The 18,341-nt window shown below is 45.5% G+C and carries 14 protein-coding genes; all 14 read right to left on the bottom strand.

The window, feature by feature from the left end:
• Positions 1–536 (bottom strand): PRD domain-containing protein (locus ACY2VW_RS12075; RefSeq protein WP_461878239.1); only part of this gene is annotated, 536 nt, incomplete at its 3' end.
• Positions 537–563: 27 nt separating this feature from the next.
• Complete coding sequence (locus ACY2VW_RS12070; RefSeq protein WP_461878238.1) at positions 564–2,726, bottom strand: PTS transporter subunit IIABC; 2,163 nt, start codon at positions 2,724–2,726, stop codon at positions 564–566.
• A 292-nt stretch (positions 2,727–3,018) separates the two neighbouring features.
• Positions 3,019–5,211, bottom strand: a complete 2,193-nt coding sequence (locus ACY2VW_RS12065; RefSeq protein ID WP_461878237.1) for a glycoside hydrolase family 31 protein — start codon at positions 5,209–5,211, stop codon at positions 3,019–3,021.
• 240 nt (positions 5,212–5,451) lie between these two features.
• Positions 5,452–6,741, bottom strand: coding sequence for a UDP-N-acetylglucosamine 1-carboxyvinyltransferase (locus tag ACY2VW_RS12060; protein WP_117510690.1), 1,290 nt, complete (start codon positions 6,739–6,741; stop codon positions 5,452–5,454).
• A 337-nt stretch (positions 6,742–7,078) separates the two neighbouring features.
• On the bottom strand, positions 7,079–7,585 hold the full coding sequence (locus tag ACY2VW_RS12055; protein WP_238061577.1) for a shikimate kinase: 507 nt from the start codon (positions 7,583–7,585) through the stop codon (positions 7,079–7,081).
• A gap of 36 nt (positions 7,586–7,621) precedes the next feature.
• On the bottom strand, positions 7,622–8,641 hold the full coding sequence (locus ACY2VW_RS12050) for a PfkB family carbohydrate kinase (protein ID WP_461878236.1): 1,020 nt from the start codon (positions 8,639–8,641) through the stop codon (positions 7,622–7,624).
• A gap of 177 nt (positions 8,642–8,818) precedes the next feature.
• Positions 8,819–9,706 (bottom strand): carbohydrate ABC transporter permease, encoded by an 888-nt coding sequence (locus ACY2VW_RS12045; RefSeq protein WP_270492313.1) that lies wholly within the window; start codon positions 9,704–9,706, stop codon positions 8,819–8,821.
• Between the two features lie 14 nt (positions 9,707–9,720).
• Positions 9,721–10,632 (bottom strand): ABC transporter permease, encoded by a 912-nt coding sequence (locus tag ACY2VW_RS12040; RefSeq protein WP_238033680.1) that lies wholly within the window; start codon positions 10,630–10,632, stop codon positions 9,721–9,723.
• Between the two features lie 89 nt (positions 10,633–10,721).
• A complete protein-coding gene (locus ACY2VW_RS12035) occupies positions 10,722–12,566 on the bottom strand; it encodes an extracellular solute-binding protein (protein ID WP_173815440.1) in 1,845 nt (614 codons plus the stop codon).
• 476 nt (positions 12,567–13,042) lie between these two features.
• The gene (locus ACY2VW_RS12030) at positions 13,043–14,488 is read right to left on the bottom strand and encodes a uracil-xanthine permease family protein (RefSeq protein ID WP_117762173.1); all 1,446 of its coding nucleotides are present in this window, start codon (positions 14,486–14,488) and stop codon (positions 13,043–13,045) included.
• Between the two features lie 287 nt (positions 14,489–14,775).
• Positions 14,776–15,129: an Hpt domain-containing protein gene (locus ACY2VW_RS12025; protein WP_055220310.1), complete on the bottom strand. Its 354-nt coding sequence runs from the start codon at positions 15,127–15,129 to the stop codon at positions 14,776–14,778.
• A 419-nt stretch (positions 15,130–15,548) separates the two neighbouring features.
• The gene (gdhA, locus tag ACY2VW_RS12020) at positions 15,549–16,883 is read right to left on the bottom strand and encodes an NADP-specific glutamate dehydrogenase (protein ID WP_461878235.1); all 1,335 of its coding nucleotides are present in this window, start codon (positions 16,881–16,883) and stop codon (positions 15,549–15,551) included.
• Between the two features lie 349 nt (positions 16,884–17,232).
• A complete protein-coding gene (locus tag ACY2VW_RS12015; protein WP_461875126.1) occupies positions 17,233–17,832 on the bottom strand; it encodes a flavin reductase family protein in 600 nt (199 codons plus the stop codon).
• A 104-nt stretch (positions 17,833–17,936) separates the two neighbouring features.
• A partial coding sequence (locus ACY2VW_RS12010) for a DHHA2 domain-containing protein (RefSeq protein ID WP_461878234.1) occupies positions 17,937–18,341 on the bottom strand: 405 nt, incomplete at its 5' end.

Genomic DNA, 18,341 nt, shown 5'->3' with positions numbered 1-18,341 from the left:
GCTCTTGCCACTTCCATGGCCTGTGAAACATTTTCCTCCACAATTGCCGAATGAACGTGAAGTGCAAGATAGCCGATTTCATGTTCATCAATCTCGATCTGAAGCCGTTCTTTTAAAAGCTCCCTGATACAGGAAGCAACTTTATACTCTTTGTAAAACATCACACGGATATCGTCGGTGAGCGGATTGCTGATCTGCTCACCGTTCTGAATCCGCCGGACAGCAAAATCCAGGTGATCTGCCATTGGAAAAACGATGGAACGGTCAATTTTTCCAAATTCCTTTTCTGCCTCGTCAAGCACGGCACTCGCCAGCTCCAGGCTGAGCGGAGAAACGCCCTGTACAATGGTTCTGGCATTTCCTCTCTCCGTCATCTCTGTCAGGGAATAAATGCGGGCATCGTCTCCCGGCTGCACACGCTGTCCCGTTTTTTTTCCAAACGCAATTCCTTTTCCCATGACCAGATATTCCCGGTTATTTTCTTCTTCCACACCAATAAATGAATTGTGGTTCAGTGTTTTTGCTATCCTGTACATTCTTCTCACCCGTTTTTAAGGCACAGCTTACGCGAGAATCTCAATCGCAAATAAAGGATCTCCTGCTTTTACCGGTCCGTCTGCCAAAAGACGGATTCTCTGGTTCTCCTCCAGCTCTGTGCAAAGAACCGGTGACGTAACCGACGGCGCATGTGTTTTCAGATATTCCAGATCCAGCTTCAGCATCGGATCACCTTTTTTCACGGTCTGGCCGCTTTCTACCAGTGCCTCAAATCCCTCTCCGTTCAGTTTTACTGTATCAATTCCGACATGAATCAGAAGGCTGACCCCGGAATCAGTTACAAATCCAATCGCATGTTTTGTGTCAAAAACAAACGCAACTTCTCCGTCCTCCGGAGCACGCACATAAGGATCTTCCGGTGTTACAACAGCGCCGTCTCCCATCATCTTTTCCGCAAATGCTTCGTCCGGCGCAGTAGAAAGATCTGCTGCCAGTCCGCTCATCGGACTGCAGACAGTAATAGTATCCACAACCTTCTGTTCTTTTGTTTCCTGCGCTGGCTCCGCCTCTTTTTTGGCTGGTGCATTTTCTGCTTCCGCATACGTATTCGGAGCTTTTTCCAGATAATCCTCTAAATTTGATTTTATCACAGTTACGTTTGGTCCGTAAATAACCTGTACGCCATTTCCTTTATGCACAACGCCAGATGCTCCTGTCGCCTTTAAAATACTATCGCTGACTCTCGCCGCATCATGAACCGTACAGCGCAGTCTTGTTGCACAGCAGTCCACATCCGAAATATTTTTCTTTCCGCCAAGACCTCTTGTGATTGCTTCACTCATGGCATCCTCCGATGCTGCCCCATCGTTCTGCGCTTCTTTTCTGGCATTTACATCTGCTTTCGTATAAAGCTTGGTTTCTACATCATCATCCTCACGACCCGGTGTCTTAAAATCAAACTTTTTAATCATGAATTTGAAGATAAAATAGTACAGGAAGAAATAAAGAATGCCGACCGGAATCACCCTCATCCAGCTTGTCTTTTCATTTCCCTGCAAAATACCGAACAGGAAGAAGTCCAGAAGTCCGCCGGAAAAGGTAAGACCTACTGCGATATTCAGGATGTGTGCGATCATATAAGCTGTTCCCGCAAGAATAACCTGCACGACAAACAACGCCGGCGCAACAAACAGGAACGAGAATTCCAGCGGTTCTGTGATACCGGTTGCCATACACGCAAGTGCTGCGGAAAGAAGCAGACCGCCTGCCGCTTTTTTCTTCTCCGGTTTCGCACAATGGTACATGGCAAGTGCTGCTCCCGGAAGTCCGAAAATCATAAAAATAAATTCTCCGGAGAAATATCTCGTTGCATCTGCACTGAAATGTGCGACATTCGCAGAATCCGCAAGCTGTGCGAAGAAAATATTCTGTCCGCCCTGCACCATCTGTCCTGCCACTTCCATGGTACCTCCGACTGCTGTCTGCCAGAAAGGCATATAAAATACGTGATGCAGACCAAATGGAATCAGAGCTCGTTTAATCAGACCGAAAATCAGCGTTCCGACATAGCCGGAGCCGGTTACCAGGCCACCCAGCGCATAAATGCCGTTCTGTACAACCGGCCATACAAAATACATTAAAATTCCCACAAACATATAGACGATCGTAGAAATAATCGGCACAAAACGAGTACCTCCAAAGAAAGAAAGTGCATTCGGAAGCTGGATCCGGTAAAAACGATTATGAAGTGCAGCGACTCCAAGACCGACAATAATACCGCCAAACACACCCATCTGCAGCGACTGAATACCGCAGACAGAAGTGATGGTTCCTTCCAGAACGGATTCTGCAATTTCTCCGTTTTCCAGAATCTGACCTGTAATGGTCAGCATTGCGTTGATTGCTGTATTCATAACGAAATATGCAATAACGGCTGACAGGGCAGAAACCTCTTTTTCCTTCTTTGCCATACCAATTGCAACACCTACCGCAAAGATCAGAGGCAGGTTATCAAACACAGCACTTCCTACCTTGTTCATGATCACCAGCAGTGCATGAAGAATTGTGCCGTTGCCGAGCAAGCTTGTCAGCCCGTACGTTTCAATCGTGGTTGCATTGGTAAATGAGCTTCCGATTCCCAGTAAAAGTCCGGCTACCGGAAGGATTGCGATCGGGAGCATAAAGCTTCTTCCCACTCGCTGCAGAACACTAAAAATTTTGTCCTTCATTTTTTTACTCCTTGTGTAGTTTATACTTTTTACAAGAAGAGTTTCTGCGGTTTTGCATCTTTTTAGCCGGTCTGTACTCTTTTTCTGAAACAGAGTACAAAAAAGAGACACTAACCCACATAAACAATTCCTGTTATGTATAGTTAATGCCTCCAAAAATCGAGTTACACACTACAACTGTAGTTGAATATAGCACAGATAAATCTCTTTTGTCAAGTCAGTTCTTATTATTCCAGCTTTTTTATTTTTACTCATTTTTCATATTTTTATGCATCTATTTTGTGCACAATAGCTAATCAACATCTTTTTTCTGAAATGTCATAAATTCAAGATCTTCCTGTTTCCATAGTTGTGCAGGCACATGCAATACTTCTTTTTGAGCAAACAATGGTATACTTGTTCCTTCTTTCTGGAAAACCCGAAGAGATGTACCACCATCAGCAAAAGCTTTGTTTTCTATATGAACAAATGTCATTCCCTCATATACTTCTTTACTTTCAATATCCTGCCACCGGCCTTCCGGAAGATACAGTTCATATTCATCTCTGTCAAATCCGGGTGAAATAAGCAATGCATCACCAAGCATATAAGACAGATTCTGTGTCTTTGCGATTGGATCTTTCGGATATTCCATCACAAGCGGACGAATCATTGGAATACCAGACTGATGACTCTGGCAGGCTGTGTGATAAAGATATGGCACAAGTCGATGTCTGAAGTTAATCCATTTTTTTACTTCTTTTAATGCCATATCTCCATACTGCCATGGTTCCCGCGGTGTTTTACCGTGCGCTCTGGATAATGGCATCCACAATCCCATCTGCACAGAGGAAAGGTAATCTTCTACATTCGGACGCTCCTCATTTCCGATATAACCTGTATTATAAAATCCGCCAAGATCATAACCCCAGAAAGATACACCAGACATAGCCATCCCAAGTCCGGCCTGAAGGATTGCACTGTGACTTGCTTTATCACTGGAAGAATCTCCTGCCCATGCTGCCGGGATCGTATGAGAACCCACATACCCACTGCGTCCCCAAAGCATTGGCAATTCCCCACGTTCGTCGCAAATTTCTTTCATCCATGTGTAAATATTTTTTGCATACAGATACGTCAGAAGATTATGTCCTTCTCGCCCGCTCATGCCATTGTAAAATACAACATCTTCAGGTACTGCTTCAGAGAAATCTGTTTTTATCACTGATACACCCATTCTGACGATTTTTTTCACACGTTCCTCATACCATGCCAGAAATTCCGGATTCGTGAAATCAAAGCAGGCACACAAAAACTCTGAATCTGCAGTCGCTTTAAACATTGCAGGATGCCCTTCTTTATTTTTTATAAAAAATCCACGTTCTGCCAGTTCCTTAAATGCCGGCGAATCTTCCTGCAAGTACGGATAATTCCAAAGACTTAAATGTATGTTCTTTTTATTTAATTCTTTAATCATTTCTTCCGGTTCAGGGAAACGTTCTGTATCCCATTCCCATACACCAGACATATCCTGCCTCTGCCAGCCATCGATATGAATTACATCGATACCTATTCCAAATTTTTCAGCATCAGCAACAACATCCTCGACTTCTTTACGGCTCATATAAGAGCATTTTGACATCCAGAAACCAAAAGCCCACTGTGGAATCATAGGTATCTGCCCTGTAATCTGCAAATACTGCTGCAACAGCTTCTTATAGTCTTTGCTTTCTTCTGCCAGGAAAATATAATCCAGAATAGGATCGTCACTGCCCATCTGATAACTGATCCATGATGAAGCACCCATATCAAATGATGAACGCGTAAATGTATTTAACAATACTGAATATCCCCGGCTGCTTGTAAAATACGGATGACTTTTATATGAATCCTCCGTATTAGTAGACAATGCATCTTTTTGCCAACACTCTATTCTTTGTCCACGTTTATTAAAATGTGTAAACTTCTCTCCAAATCCCCAAAATTGCTCATCGGAGAATAATACAAACTGCTCAAATGAGGCTATACTTTTTCCAGATGCATCTACTCTAAATCCTGTTGGAAGCTGTTTCCACCGGTTATCGACATTAGTGTCAAAAGCCTGTTCTTTCGTCAATAATTTTCCATTCTGATATATGGACATTTCCCAGTAGTTTTTTGAAAAATGAAGACTTAACTGATTTGTTTCATATATATACAGATCTTCATTTTCTGTAAATTCTGCATTTTTTGTTTCAAACTCCGATTCAGGTACATCTTCGACTACCGTCTGTCTGTGGCTTTTTGCAGTCATCTCCGGCACCATCACAAATCTGAATACCGATGGTGTCAAAAATGTAATACGAACTGTGGCTATACGGTCTTTCCATGTACGTACCAAAAAATGTATTCCATCTTCTTTGGCACACACTGATTCAATTTTTGTGAGAAAATCATACTCATCTGAAAAAATTGTTCTTCGCTCCCCACATTGTGGATTATATTGTGTTTCTTCTTCATTAGACATATATTGTCCCCCTCTGGTTTTTATTATTTTTAGTCAAAATGTATAATCGGTAACGTTTTCGTATTCAACATATCATAAATTTGTATATTTTTAAATATCTTTTTTTACCAATACTGACCGCCTCAGCTTTGAAAATAATAGTAGTAAAATTTAAGCCAATTTCTTCGCAATAAGGTAAAATAAAAGAACGGTACCTTTTATTGCACCGTCCTTTTTGTCAACATTTGTTTTATACTGTTTTTACGCTCTTAACCGGAATTTCTGGATGTCCTTTGCATTATTCACACGCTCAATTTCAGCGCCGAGTCCACGGAGCTTTCCGTCGAAGTCCTCGTATCCGCGCAGAATGTATACAATATCATCCACCACGGTAACACCCTCTGCTGCAAGACCTGCAATAACAAGTGCTGCTCCGGCGCGAAGATCCGGTGCGGAAACCTCTGCTCCGGTAAATTTCTCTACGCCGTCGATGATCGCCGTGTTGCCTTCTACTTTAATACAGGCGCCCATACGTGCCAGCTCATCCGCATATTTAAAACGATTTTCAAAAATACTCTCTGTTACAATACTCGTACCGTTTGCCAGTGCCAGTGTAACCGCAATCTGCGGCTGCATATCGGTCGGGTAACCCGGATACGGCTGTGTCTTTACGTGTGTTCTGCCCAGACGTTTGCTTGCGCTCACACGGATGGAATCGTCAAACTCTTCTACGTCGCAGCCAATCTCCTCGAGCTTTGCGGTTGTTGCTTCCAGATGCTTTGGAATCACGTTTTTAATCAGCACATCGCCCTTTGTAGCTGCTGCTGCAAACATATACGTACCTGCCTCGATCATATCCGGTACGACCGCATAGCTGGTTCCGTGCAGGGTATCGACACCCTTGATCCGGATCACATCGGTTCCTGCTCCTTTGATGTTTGCTCCCATGCTGTTCAGGAAGTTCGCCACATCGACAACGTGCGGCTCTTTCGCTGCATTCTCAATCGTTGTATTTCCTCTTGCCATCGAAGCTGCCATCATGATGTTGATGGTGGCTCCAACGGAAACCATATCCAGGAAAATGTGGCTTCCATGCAGATCTGCCGCACTTGCCACGATTGCGCCATGACGGATGCTTACCTCAGCACCGAGTGCGCGGAATCCCTTTAAATGCTGGTCGATCGGACGGCTTCCAATGTTACATCCGCCCGGAAGCGGAACTTCCGCTCTTTTGTATTTTCCAAGCAGCGCGCCTAAAAGATAATAAGACGCACGGATTTTTTTGATATATTCATAATCAACGCTCAGATCTCCGATGGTTGCTGCATTGATCCGCACGGTATGGCGGTCGATGCGGTCCACGGTGGCTCCGATCTCTGCGATTGCTTCCAGAAGTACATTAATATCACTGACATCCGGCAGGTTTTCGATCAGGACCGTCTCATCGGTCATCGTTGCTGCCGTAAGAATTGCAAGCGCCGCGTTTTTTGCTCCCCCGATTTCCACTTCGCCCACAAGAGGATTTCCACCTCTGATGACATACTGTTCCATATATTCACCTCAAATTTTCTTTCTCATACTTAACGAGTGTGTTTTATCCAATATCTAACGAATCAAAGTCTTTTTCCTGTTTTTTTACACACTCCAGATACGCTGAAACGCACTGCTCCCCGCAGTTATTTTTCAGTCTCCCCTTATCTTAACTCAAATCTAATACTTTGTAAATCAATTTTAATACATTCTGTGCTATTTCCGTCTTTTTCCATCGTTTCCGGTCAGGAATATTCAGAGAAACATTATATGTAATTTCTAACTATCAGAACATTTCCCTTATTATGATATAATCGTATGTTTTCAAAATTTCCCTGAATATTCCACCAATTCTGTTTTACATGCCGATCTGCTCGCGGAGCGCCAGGATCGTGCCCTGGATATCCCTTCCGCTCTCGTCAACCGTAATTTCGGCATACTGCTCATATAATTTACTTCTCTCATCGTAGAGATCCTTCAGCGTCTGGCCCTCTTTCAGCACGACGCCGCGTCCTTTCAGGTTTCCGAGACGTTTCGCCAGATCCTCATACGACAGCTTCAGGTAAACGATGGTTCCAATTTCTTTAAAATGCTCCATCGCCTCTTTTCCGTAAATGGCACTGCCGCCCGGCGCGATGACGCTTTTGTTGGCTTCCAGTGTCGCATTGACTTCATTCTCAATCGCAAGAAAGCCTTCATTTCCTTCATCCGCAATGATCTCGCGCAGAAGACGTTTCTCCCGATGCTGGATCACAAGATCCGTATCAATAAACTCATATCCCAACACCTTTGCAAGAATAACACCAACGCTGCTTTTGCCGGCTCCCGGCATTCCTATTAAGATAATATTCTGTTTATTCAAGATTTATTCCTCCTGCTGTCTCGTAAATTTTTCTCTATCCTATCTCTGCAGATTCGTTCCGCCCTGCTTCATGATCTGCTCGATCTCTGTTTCGCTCGCCACATTGGCATCGTGCTGGATCATTAGCTTTAAGACACTTGCGGAAATCGCAAAGTCGATGGCTTTCTGCGGCTCAAAATCATGAAGCATCGCATGGATCAGTCCCGCGCCAAATGCATCACCGGCTCCGACTGCCTCAAAGCTGTGTACTTTATGAACCGGGCTCTCGTAGAATTTTCCGTCTTTCAGGTAAATTCCCATCCAGTCGCCGTCCTCCACGGTGTAGAGATTGCGCAGCACACTCGCAACCGCTTTGCAGTTCGGGAACTGCTTCTGGATTTCCAGCATGCCCTCTTTGTAAGACTCGATCTGCTCAATGCCGCGCGACATATCTCCGTCGTACGCCGGAATGCCAAGTGATGATTCAAAATCCTCATCGTTTGCAACGCAGACATCCACATACGCCATCAGACGGCGCATAACGCGCTGTGCGTCCTTCGTGGACCACATTTTTCCGCGGTAGTTCAGATCACATACCACCTGGATTTTTTTCTCTCTGCAGAGCGCCAGAGCGTTCTCCAGCGCTTTTTCAATCTCCGCGCTGATGGCAGGCGTGATACCGGAAAAATAAAAGAAATCTACGCCATCAAGCAGTTTTTCCCAGTCAAATTCCTCTGCCTTTGCCATTGCAATTGCGCTGTAAGCGCGGTCATAAACCACGCTCGTCGGGCGGATATTCGTTCCCTTTTCAAAATAGTAAATACCGACGCGTCCGCCGCCCCGCAGCACACGGGATGTATCGACGCCGAACCGGCGGATCTCATTGACGGCTGCCTGTCCCACCTGGTGCTCCGGCACTTTTGTCACGTACGAAACATCGTCCCCGAGTGTCGCCAGGGAAACCGCAACATTCGCCTCCGCGCCGCCGTAATTGGCCTCAAATGTATCTGCCTGTAAAATTTTCAGATGCTCCGGTGTTTTCAGACGCAGCATCACTTCTCCAAAAGTAAGTACCTTCATACTAAAATTCCTTCCAAAAGCAATTTGCTCTTTTGTCTCAATACCTCTTTATCTTACGCTGTTTTCCCCACGGACGCAAGAAAAACCTGCGGACACCACCCCCGTTTTCCATCGCAGAAAAGCACAAAAAAAGCGGCTTTCTGTTTCGCTTCAGAAAGCCTCTTTTCGTGTATTTCATTATTCTTTTACTGCTCCCAGTGTAATACCGGTTACAAAGTATTTCTGCAGGAACGGATATACAATCAGCATAGGAACAAGGGCGATGAATACCTTTGCTGCCTCCAGAGATTTGTTGGAGTTCTGTGCTAACTGCTGATACTGCTCTGCGGTCAGGGTTACGCCTACCGGGATCTGAACGGAGATCTGACGGATGTAGGTCTGTAACGGATAGTTCGTCTCCTTGTTCATTAATACCAGGCCCTGGAAATACTCGTTCCAGTAACCAACAGATGTGAAGAGGACGATGGTTGCGATAACCGGTTTGGAACACGGAACTACGATCTGCCACAGGATACGCCACGGGCCGGCACCGTCTACACGGGCTGCCTCCTCAAGGTCTCCCGGGATACCGCGGAAGAAGTTCATCATAAGGAGTACGTTGAATACCGGAACAGAACCAGCCAGAACCAGCGCTGCCATGGTATCGATCATGCCATAGTTTTTAACGGTGATGAACCACGGAATAGTACCACCATTGAACAGCATACAGAATACCAGGATCCACATCAGGACGTTTCTCGGTTTGTACTCTGTTTTGCTCTTTGCCAGCGGATAGGACATCATGATCAGGACAACCATGGTCCATACGGTTCCGATGACAACTCGTTTGATGGAAATCCAGAAGGAATTCCAGAATGCGGAATCACCCATAATCAGGCTGTAGGATTTTACGTTTGATCCGATCGGGTAAATCGTTACAAGACCACCCTCAGCGGCTGCTTTTGAAGAAATAGATACGCAGAACGTATACCATAACGGATAAAAACAGCTGAATGCCAGGAGAATCAGGATGATAGCATTTATGACTTTAAACGCTTTGCTGCCAAAACTCTTGCTTTCTATCATAATTTCTGCCCTCCTTAGAAAATCTTGTAATCAGCAAACTTGTAAGCACAAACATAAGAAGTAACAACCAGCACGAAGCTGACAACAGATTTAAAGAGACCTGCTGCAGTAGCCAGCGAGAACTGCATGTTTGTAATACCAATACGGTATACGTATGTATCGATGATATCACCAGTTTCAATAACCAGCTGGTTGTACATGTTGAATACCTGGTCGAAACCTGCATTCAGAACGTTGCCCATTGCCAGTGTGGTCAGAAGAACGATGGTCGGAACCAGTCCCGGGATGGTGATGTGCCATACACGTTTCCAGCGGCTTGCGCCGTCGATTGCAGCTGCCTCGTAAAGGCTCGGGCTGATGCCGGTCAGCGCTGCAAGATAAATAACTGCGTTGTAACCGAACTCTTTCCATACATCAGTTCCGATCAGTAACTGACGGAAGATGCCAGGCATGGTCATCGGAAGAACGGTATCCGTTGCACCCATTGCGCTGCGGACCGTGTTGAAAATTCCGTTTGCGCCAAGGATATTGGTGATGATGTTTGCAAGGATAACCCAGGATACGAAGTGCGGCAGATATACGATCGTCTGAACCGTCTTTTTGAACTTCATATTCTTTACCTCATTCAGCAGCAGTGCGAACACCAGAGGAATGATGATATTCAGGATAACCTTTGCGATTGCAATAATCAGAGTATTGACAAGTGCCCGTTTTGCATCCGGGATAACGGTCAGGTATTTAAACCATTTCAAACCTACCCACGGAGAGCCGAACCATCCTTTGCTCGGATTGTAATCCTGGAATGCCATTACAATACCAACCATCGGAACGATAGAAAACATAAACAGCCAGATATAACCCGGCAGAACCATTAACGTATAGTGAAAGGAATTTGACAGCCCGAGATGGCCTTTTTTCTTCTTCACGGCAAGCTCCTCCTTTGATGTCATTTTTTTAAAGTAGTGGGGTACAGGCTTTCCTGTACCCCACCCTCCACATCATACATTTACATTAGTTACTCAGCCAGGTAATCTTTTACCAGCTCAAGGATCTGATCACCACCCTGTACATGCCAGTCGGTGCAGAACTGATCCCACTCGTCAAGGCTCTTCGCACCAGTGATGAACTGAAGGATACTCTTGTCTTCCAGGTCAGAAATCTGGGTCCAGTAGGTATCCATTCCGTCGATGGTGTAGTACAGTTCAGAATAGATCTTGTGATCCGGCTCAAGTGTTGCGTATGGACGATCACCAATCAGCAGTGCATAGAATCTGTTGAACTGTCCGTTGTTGGTGTTGACATCCATATCGGTTACTGCCAGATCTCTGGATCCGTCATAGTCCTCAGAGATAACGTCTTTCAGAGTTGCGGCATCGTTTGCCAGGTTCTTGTACAGACCGTTGAATTTGCTTCCGCCCTGCTGATAATCATCTGCGCTTGCTTCGCCTTTGATGATTCCCATCAGTGCATCATACTCATACTCGCACTCATCGGTAGCTGCCATACAGTTACGCAGCGGATACCAGCCGATTGCTACAGAAGTATCGAAGGTAGACTCATCACGAACGAGTACGTTGTTCATGATAACAATGGCTTTCTTCACATCATCCGATGCGTTTTTGTTTACCATAGTATAAGTGGTTCCAACGTCTTTCATATGAATATTCCACTCACCGTCTTTGGTGTACAGCGGATATGCCTGCCAGTTTGCATTGTTATCGTTACGGAAGGAATCCGGGTTTCCGTATCCAAGGCTCCACCATGGTCCCATGAAGATACCGCAGGTTCCGTTCTTAACATTGTTTGCATTGTCGCCGTTGGTTGTGGTTCCAACCTCCGGGTTGATGAGGCCTTTTTCATACCAGTCATGTAAGGTGGTAAGGGCTTCTTTCATTTCATCTGTTGTAGTTCCCCAGTACAGTTCGCCGGAATCATCTTTCAGAAAATATCCCGGTGTTGCATTGAATGCCTGATATACAGCATCGAAACCGTATCCGTTGTTGGAGGAGTTCAGGAAGTTGGAGTAGGTTCTTCCGCCGTTATCAATACCTGCGATTGCATAATCCGGGCTGAGACCTGCGTCTTTAAATTTCTGAGCTACTTCGCCGAGTTCATCTACGGTCTTCGGAACTTCCAGTCCTAACTGATCCAGCCAGTCCTGACGGATAAAGTACAGGTAAACACCATCGGTATCTACCGATATGTTTGGCAGTGCACAGAAGGTTCCGTCTACGGTTGCATTGTTGATCGCACGTCCTTCGGTAGTCTCGATGATTTCTTTTACCTGTTTGGATGCGTACTGGTTGAACTCCGGCCAGAGGTCTGCAAGAAGATCTGCTCTTGCTGCCTGTACCAGGTAGTTACGGGTTGGTGCAACGACTGCATCCGGAAGGGAAGCAGATGCGATTGCCAGAGATACTTTCTGCTGGAAGTCAGATGCATTACCTGCAGTCCAGTCGCAGACAACTTTGATGTTGTAGTTATCCAGAAGGTATCTGGTGTACTGGTTGTTATCTACGGAATCGCCGTCCGGAAGTGTGGTATCCTTCGGGTCGATCTGATATCCATAATGTACTTCTACGACATGATCAAATTTTGCAAACGCACGATCGTCATTTTCACCCGGTACTGCATCATCTGCTTCATCAGCTGCTGCAACCCAGTCACCAGAACCTGCTGCATCGCCGGAGCCGCTGTCCGATGAGGTATCCTTTGCTTCATCGCCGCCTGCCGTACTTGATGCTGTTGTGCCGCTGCTCTTGCTGTTTGTGTCAGAACTGTCTCCTCCAGTGCTGCCACATGCTACCAGGCTTACGATCATGGTACTTGCCAGTAATGCAGAAATTACTTTCTTTTTCATTTGGTGTCCTCCTTGTGATTTACGTTCTTTTTGCGTGCTCCGTTGTTGCTTTTGTCCAGGCTTACGAAGAATCCATTGTTTTTAATCATACGTTTTGCCTAAAACTTTCACATTTTCGTCACACTTTTTATGCAATGATTATACCTCTCTTCCACCCGTTTTGACAAGCATTTTTTATGTATTTTTCACAATTTATTTCGTTTTTTTAATTCATATTGTCGATTTTGTACACTATTTTAAAATTTATAGTCAATCTTGACTTTTTCTTTTTCGTTATTCTTTTATCTATTGACGGATTTTTTGTGCTTTTTCCGTCACTTTGTATATTCCTCGTATTTTCAGACATTTTACCTGCAGAGCCTTCTACCGGCAGTTCCCTCCGAATGCCGGGCAGCACAATAAAAAAGAACCTCTTATCTCTCCCCGGGAATACTTCTTTCCGGAAACATAAGAGGTTCTTTTTCTTTTTTTGTTCTTTATTCTGCTTTTTTCTTCTCTTTTGGAATAATAATATTTAGTACAATCGCCGCAACAGCTGCCGGAACAATACCGGAGCCGCCGAAAATCAGCTGGATATAATAAGGAAGCTCAGAAGTTGCTCCCGCTGTGGAACCAAGGCCGTAGCCAAGACCCAGTGCAACAGAAACGATCGTGATCTCACGGCTCGTAATCGGCTCTTTTGTGATGAGCTGGATACCGGAAACCAGAATTGACGCAAACATCATAACGGCTGCACCGCCGAGTACGGACTGCGGCATAATGGATACAAATGCTGCAATCTTCGGGCAGAGTCCGCAGAGGATCAGGAAAATGGCTCCGCAGGAAAGTGCCATACGGTTTACGATTTTTGTCATCGAAATAATGCCGACGTTCTGTGCAAAAGAAGTATTCGGGAGAACGCCAAGTGCTGCTGCAAAGCTGGATCCGAGACCGTCGCAGATGATACCGCCGGAAAGCTCAGAATCGGTTGCCTCGCGGTCCATACCGCTCTCTACGCAGGCGCAGATATCGCCGACCGTCTCAACGGTTGTTACGATGAACATGATCGCTACCGGGAGAATTGCCTCCACACGGAAGACTGGTTTTACCTCAGCCAGTTTTCCAAAGCCTGCAATACCAGGGAGTGCGAACCAGGACGCATCTTTTACCTGCTGGAAATTGACAACCCAGGAATATGTATAGGAAACAGTGCTTCCATCCTCAAGAACCGCCGTTCCGGTATGCGGCAGAACCATGGTCATAATAATAGCTACCACGTAGCCGACTAAAATACCGATCAGAATTGAAGCCGTGCTTAAGATTCCCTTCGGATTTGTAAAGTGCTTCAGTGCCAGCGTTACAATCAGAACGACCATACCAAGGAACAGGTTCTGTATGGAACCGTAATCGTTCGTTCCGGAACCGCCGCAGAGATAATTGATTCCAACCGGAATCAGCGAAAGACCGATCGCCATAACGACACAGCCGGTAACAACCGACGGGAAAAATTTACGAAGCGGCTTTAAACAGACGCCAAGCACGCCCTCAAACAGACCGCCGACAATTGTCGCACCAAGGATAGCGCCGTACGTCAGCGCGCCCTGTCCCAGCACGGCTGTCACGCTCTTGAATACGCCGAGGAATCCAGAAGATGTACCCATAACAATCGGCACTTTACCGCCGATCGGTCCAATCGAAAACATCTGTACCAGTGTTACAATACCGGCTACTGTCATTGCATTCTGCAAAAGAGCCGTACGAAGTGCACCGTAGCCCGCATCCGCCGTCAGACCGCACGCTCCCATGATGATCAGAAGCGGGGTGAGGTTTCCTACGAACATCGCCATTACGTGCTGCAATCCAAGCGGAATCGCCTGCTTCAGCGGAATCCGTCCTTCAAAGGTGTACGGGGTTCCCATAGCTGAACTTTTTTCTTTTTTCATTGCTTTTCTCCTGCTTTTGTAGATTTGGGCTGCCTTGCCTTTCGGTATGGAATATGCCCTGCACAGCCGGAATTTTTCCGGCAAAGCGTCCTTGTTTTTTCTTATAGATACTTATAAGTTTTTCTTTTTAAACAAGTCTTCTTCATAAGCTGTGCTTTTATGTAAAAAGATTATCATGTTTCTTTTTTCCCGTCAACCCGCATCTTGTACAGAATTCCATAAAAAGGAGACACCGGTCTGTGTTCCTCATCTCACAGATCAATGTCTCCTTGTTTTCTTCCTTCAATTTAAGCGTTCTGGAAATCCTCAATCGCTTTTACGGTGCGGTTATATTCTTCCGTCACCTTCTGCATCAGATCATCCGTCTCGGTCTCCTGCAGCGGTCTTAACCGCTCGGTCAGCTCGGCGCTTGGCTCGTACAGATTTTTAAAACCAAGATTCTGGCACACGCCTTTTAATGTATGAGCTGCACGGAATGCAACCTCAATATTTCCGTCCGCCAGTGCCTGGCAAAGCTCCTGATAGCTCGGATCCTGAGGAAATTTTAAAATGATCCGCTGAATCAGAGATTCACTGCGAAGCCGCTGAACGGTTTCCTCGTAATCTGCTCCCATCTGCATGTAGCAATCTTTTAATGTCATCTTCTCTTCCTCTTCCCTGTATGCAAATTCATTACATATTAATGCAAACAAGTTCTTTATCAATACATAAATAATTATATTTCTCACGCAAGCTCTTGTCAACTTCTGCTTTTCATTATTTTTGCATTATTTTTGTTTACTATACGCTCTATTTCTGAACATAAAATATCTTTTTTCTTACGTTTTTATCTTACCTGTATATTGCATTTATGCATAATAATACAACTTACTCGAATATTCTGTCGTTTCATTCACACGGTACCGCGTGAAAGTCTATTTTTTCTGTCTAGTCTCGTTGCAAAATGTAATGTTTTTTGTACCCTGTAATTTTCGTTATTTTTCTATGTTTCTTCTATCTTTTATGCAAAAAGGGACCCCCGGTCTTAGCCGGAGATCCCTTTGGATTTTTCAAAATCGGATTAGCAGATTCCCTGAGCCATCATAGCGTCAGCTACTTTCTCAAAGCCTGCGATGTTAGCGCCCATAACATAGTCGCCCTCATGGCCGTAACGTTTTGCAGCATCAGCCATGTTGTGTGTGATGTTGATCATGATATTTTTCAGTTTTGCATCAACTTCATCGAAGGTCCAGGACAGACGCTCGGAGTTCTGGGACATCTCGAGTGCGGATGTTGCAACACCACCTGCATTTGCAGCCTTTCCAGGTGCGAAGATTACGCCGTGCTCCTGCAGATATTTGGTTGCTTCCAGAGTAGTAGGCATGTTAGCGCCCTCGCATACTGCAGTGCATCCGTTCTCAACAAGTGCTTTTGCATCCTCAAGCAGCAGCTCGTTCTGAGTTGCGCAAGGAAGAGCAAGGTCTGCTTTTACAACCCATACGCCGCGTCCTTCGTGGTACTCGGAGTTTGGACGATATTTCTTGTACTCGGTCAGACGGGCACGGTTTACTTCTTTGATTTCTTTTAATGCAGCTACATCGATTCCGTCTGGATCGTAAACCCATCCGTTGGAGTCAGAGCAGGTGAGAACTTTCACACCAAGCTGAGTAGCTTTCTCGATTGCATAGATTGCAACGTTTCCGGAACCGGATACACAAGCGGTCTTGCCTGCGATGTCGATGCCGTTCAGTTTCAGCAGCTCCTGGGTCAGGTACAGCAGTCCGTATCCGGTAGCCTCTGTTCTTGCTAAAGATCCGCCGTAGCTTAAACCTTTACCAGTCAGAACGCCTTCGTATACGCCGCGGATTCTCTTGTACTGTCCGAACATGAAGCCGATCTCTCTTGCGCCTGTTCCGATGTCACCAGCCGGTACGTCGGTGTCTGCGCCGATATATTTGCAAAGCTCTGTCATAAAGCTCTGGCAGAATGCCATGATCTCTCTGTCAGATTTTCCTTTCGGATCGAAGTCAGAACCACCTTTACCTCCGCCGATCGGAAGGCTGGTCAGTGAGTTTTTGAATACCTGCTCGAATCCCAGGAATTTGATAATACCAATATTTACAGAAGGATGCAGACGGATTCCTCCTTTGTAAGGTCCGATTGCACTGTTAAACTGTACACGATATCCGGTGTTTACATGAGCCTGTCCTTTATCGTCTACCCACGGCACACGGAATTTGATCTGACGCTCTGGCTCTACCATTCTCTCCAGAAGAGCAACTTTTCTGTATTTTTCCTCGTTTGCTTCAATAACAGGGCGAAGAGATTCCAGAACCTCTTTGACTGCCTGATGGAATTCCGGTTCAGCTGGGTTTTTTGCAACTACGGACTCAATAACCTCATCTACGTATGACATGTTAGTTTCCTCCTTGAAATTTCTCCCTTAATGTAGTGCAGAAAGATTTCTTTAAAAGATCCATCTGCGGTTCTCATCAGCCTTAAAGCGTGGAGAAAATCATTTCCGCACTCTCTCGCGTCTCCGGTGGATTCTCCCGTCCTCCGGATCACTTAATTTTATAAGGTCAACGATTGGTTGATATTATAGCATAAAATATCCGGTTTCTGCAATATTTCACGCAAAAAATTTCTAATAAATCATGATTTTGTAGCGTTTTCTAATATTTACTCAGTATTTTTGTCGATTTTGTATATTTTTACCGAAAGTACCATAAAATTTCGCATGCTGATTCTTTAGAAAATAAAGATTAGCGGCGGTTTTTTGTTTTTATATTAGGTGTTTTCGATTTTTTCTTCACGCTCCAGCCAAAGGTTCCCTGCTTTTTCCCGACTCCAAAGTACTCTCCGTGGGAATACACAATCGGTTTCGCGCGGTTCAGATCGAAGCGGCCGTGCTCATCCATGTATGCCTCATCCGCATGGACAGCCACAACTTTTGCAAGAAACATGTGATGCGAGCCCAGTTCGAGCACCTGCTCCACTTTACACTCGATATTAACCGGCGACTCCCCGATCATCGGTGCGGAAATCTCCTCCGCCTCGACTTTCGTCAGTTTCATCTCTTTGAACTTATCCACATCTCTTCCCGAGCGCACGCCGCAGTAGTCGGTCGCATAGCAGAGGTCCTCCGTCGTCAGGTTGATGACGAACGCACCGCTCTCTTTGATCATCTGATAGCTGTAGCGTTCCGGCCGCACCGAGATCGATACCATCGGAGGATTCGTACACACCGTGCCGGCCCAGGCAACGGTGATGATGTTGTCCTCCCCGTTCTTTCCGCGCACCGACACCATGACCGCCGGCAGCGGATACAGCATATTTCCCGCTTTCCATGTCTGTTTTCCCATTCTTATTTCTTTCCTTTCCTCTTTTTCACCCTTTTATGACCGAAAAAAGCGTGCCCCGGATCTGTTTTCAGGCCCGGAACCACGCTTTTTTATTTTTTCTGTTTTTACTGATTCTGCAGCGCCATCATAAATGCCGGAATCAGCTGTTTCTTTCTCGACACAACACCCTTCAGCTCGCAGCTGACCTCGTTGACCGGAAGATCCTCAAAAGCTTTTTCGATGACTTCCTTTGCCCCGCTTCCATAATACAGAAGCTCTGTAGATTCTTCTATAATATTGGTCAGCATAAAGAATACCATCTCGATGCCGTGTTTTCCGCACTCGCTTTCCATCTGCGGCAGAAGCTGTTCCTTGATGGATTCCAGCTCGCCCGCATCGAGGGATGTAATCTGGCCGACACCAAACGTAACATCGCCCATGATGAATTTTTTGAAATCCTGGTAGAAAATCTCCTCCGGAGATTTATCCTTCAGATTGCTTCCTGCGCGGAACATTTCGGATGCAAACTC

This window comes from Fusicatenibacter sp., from assembly GCF_977045365.1.
Note: the sequence above shows the minus strand (reverse complement) of the source record. Positions and strands in the feature narration are given on the sequence as shown.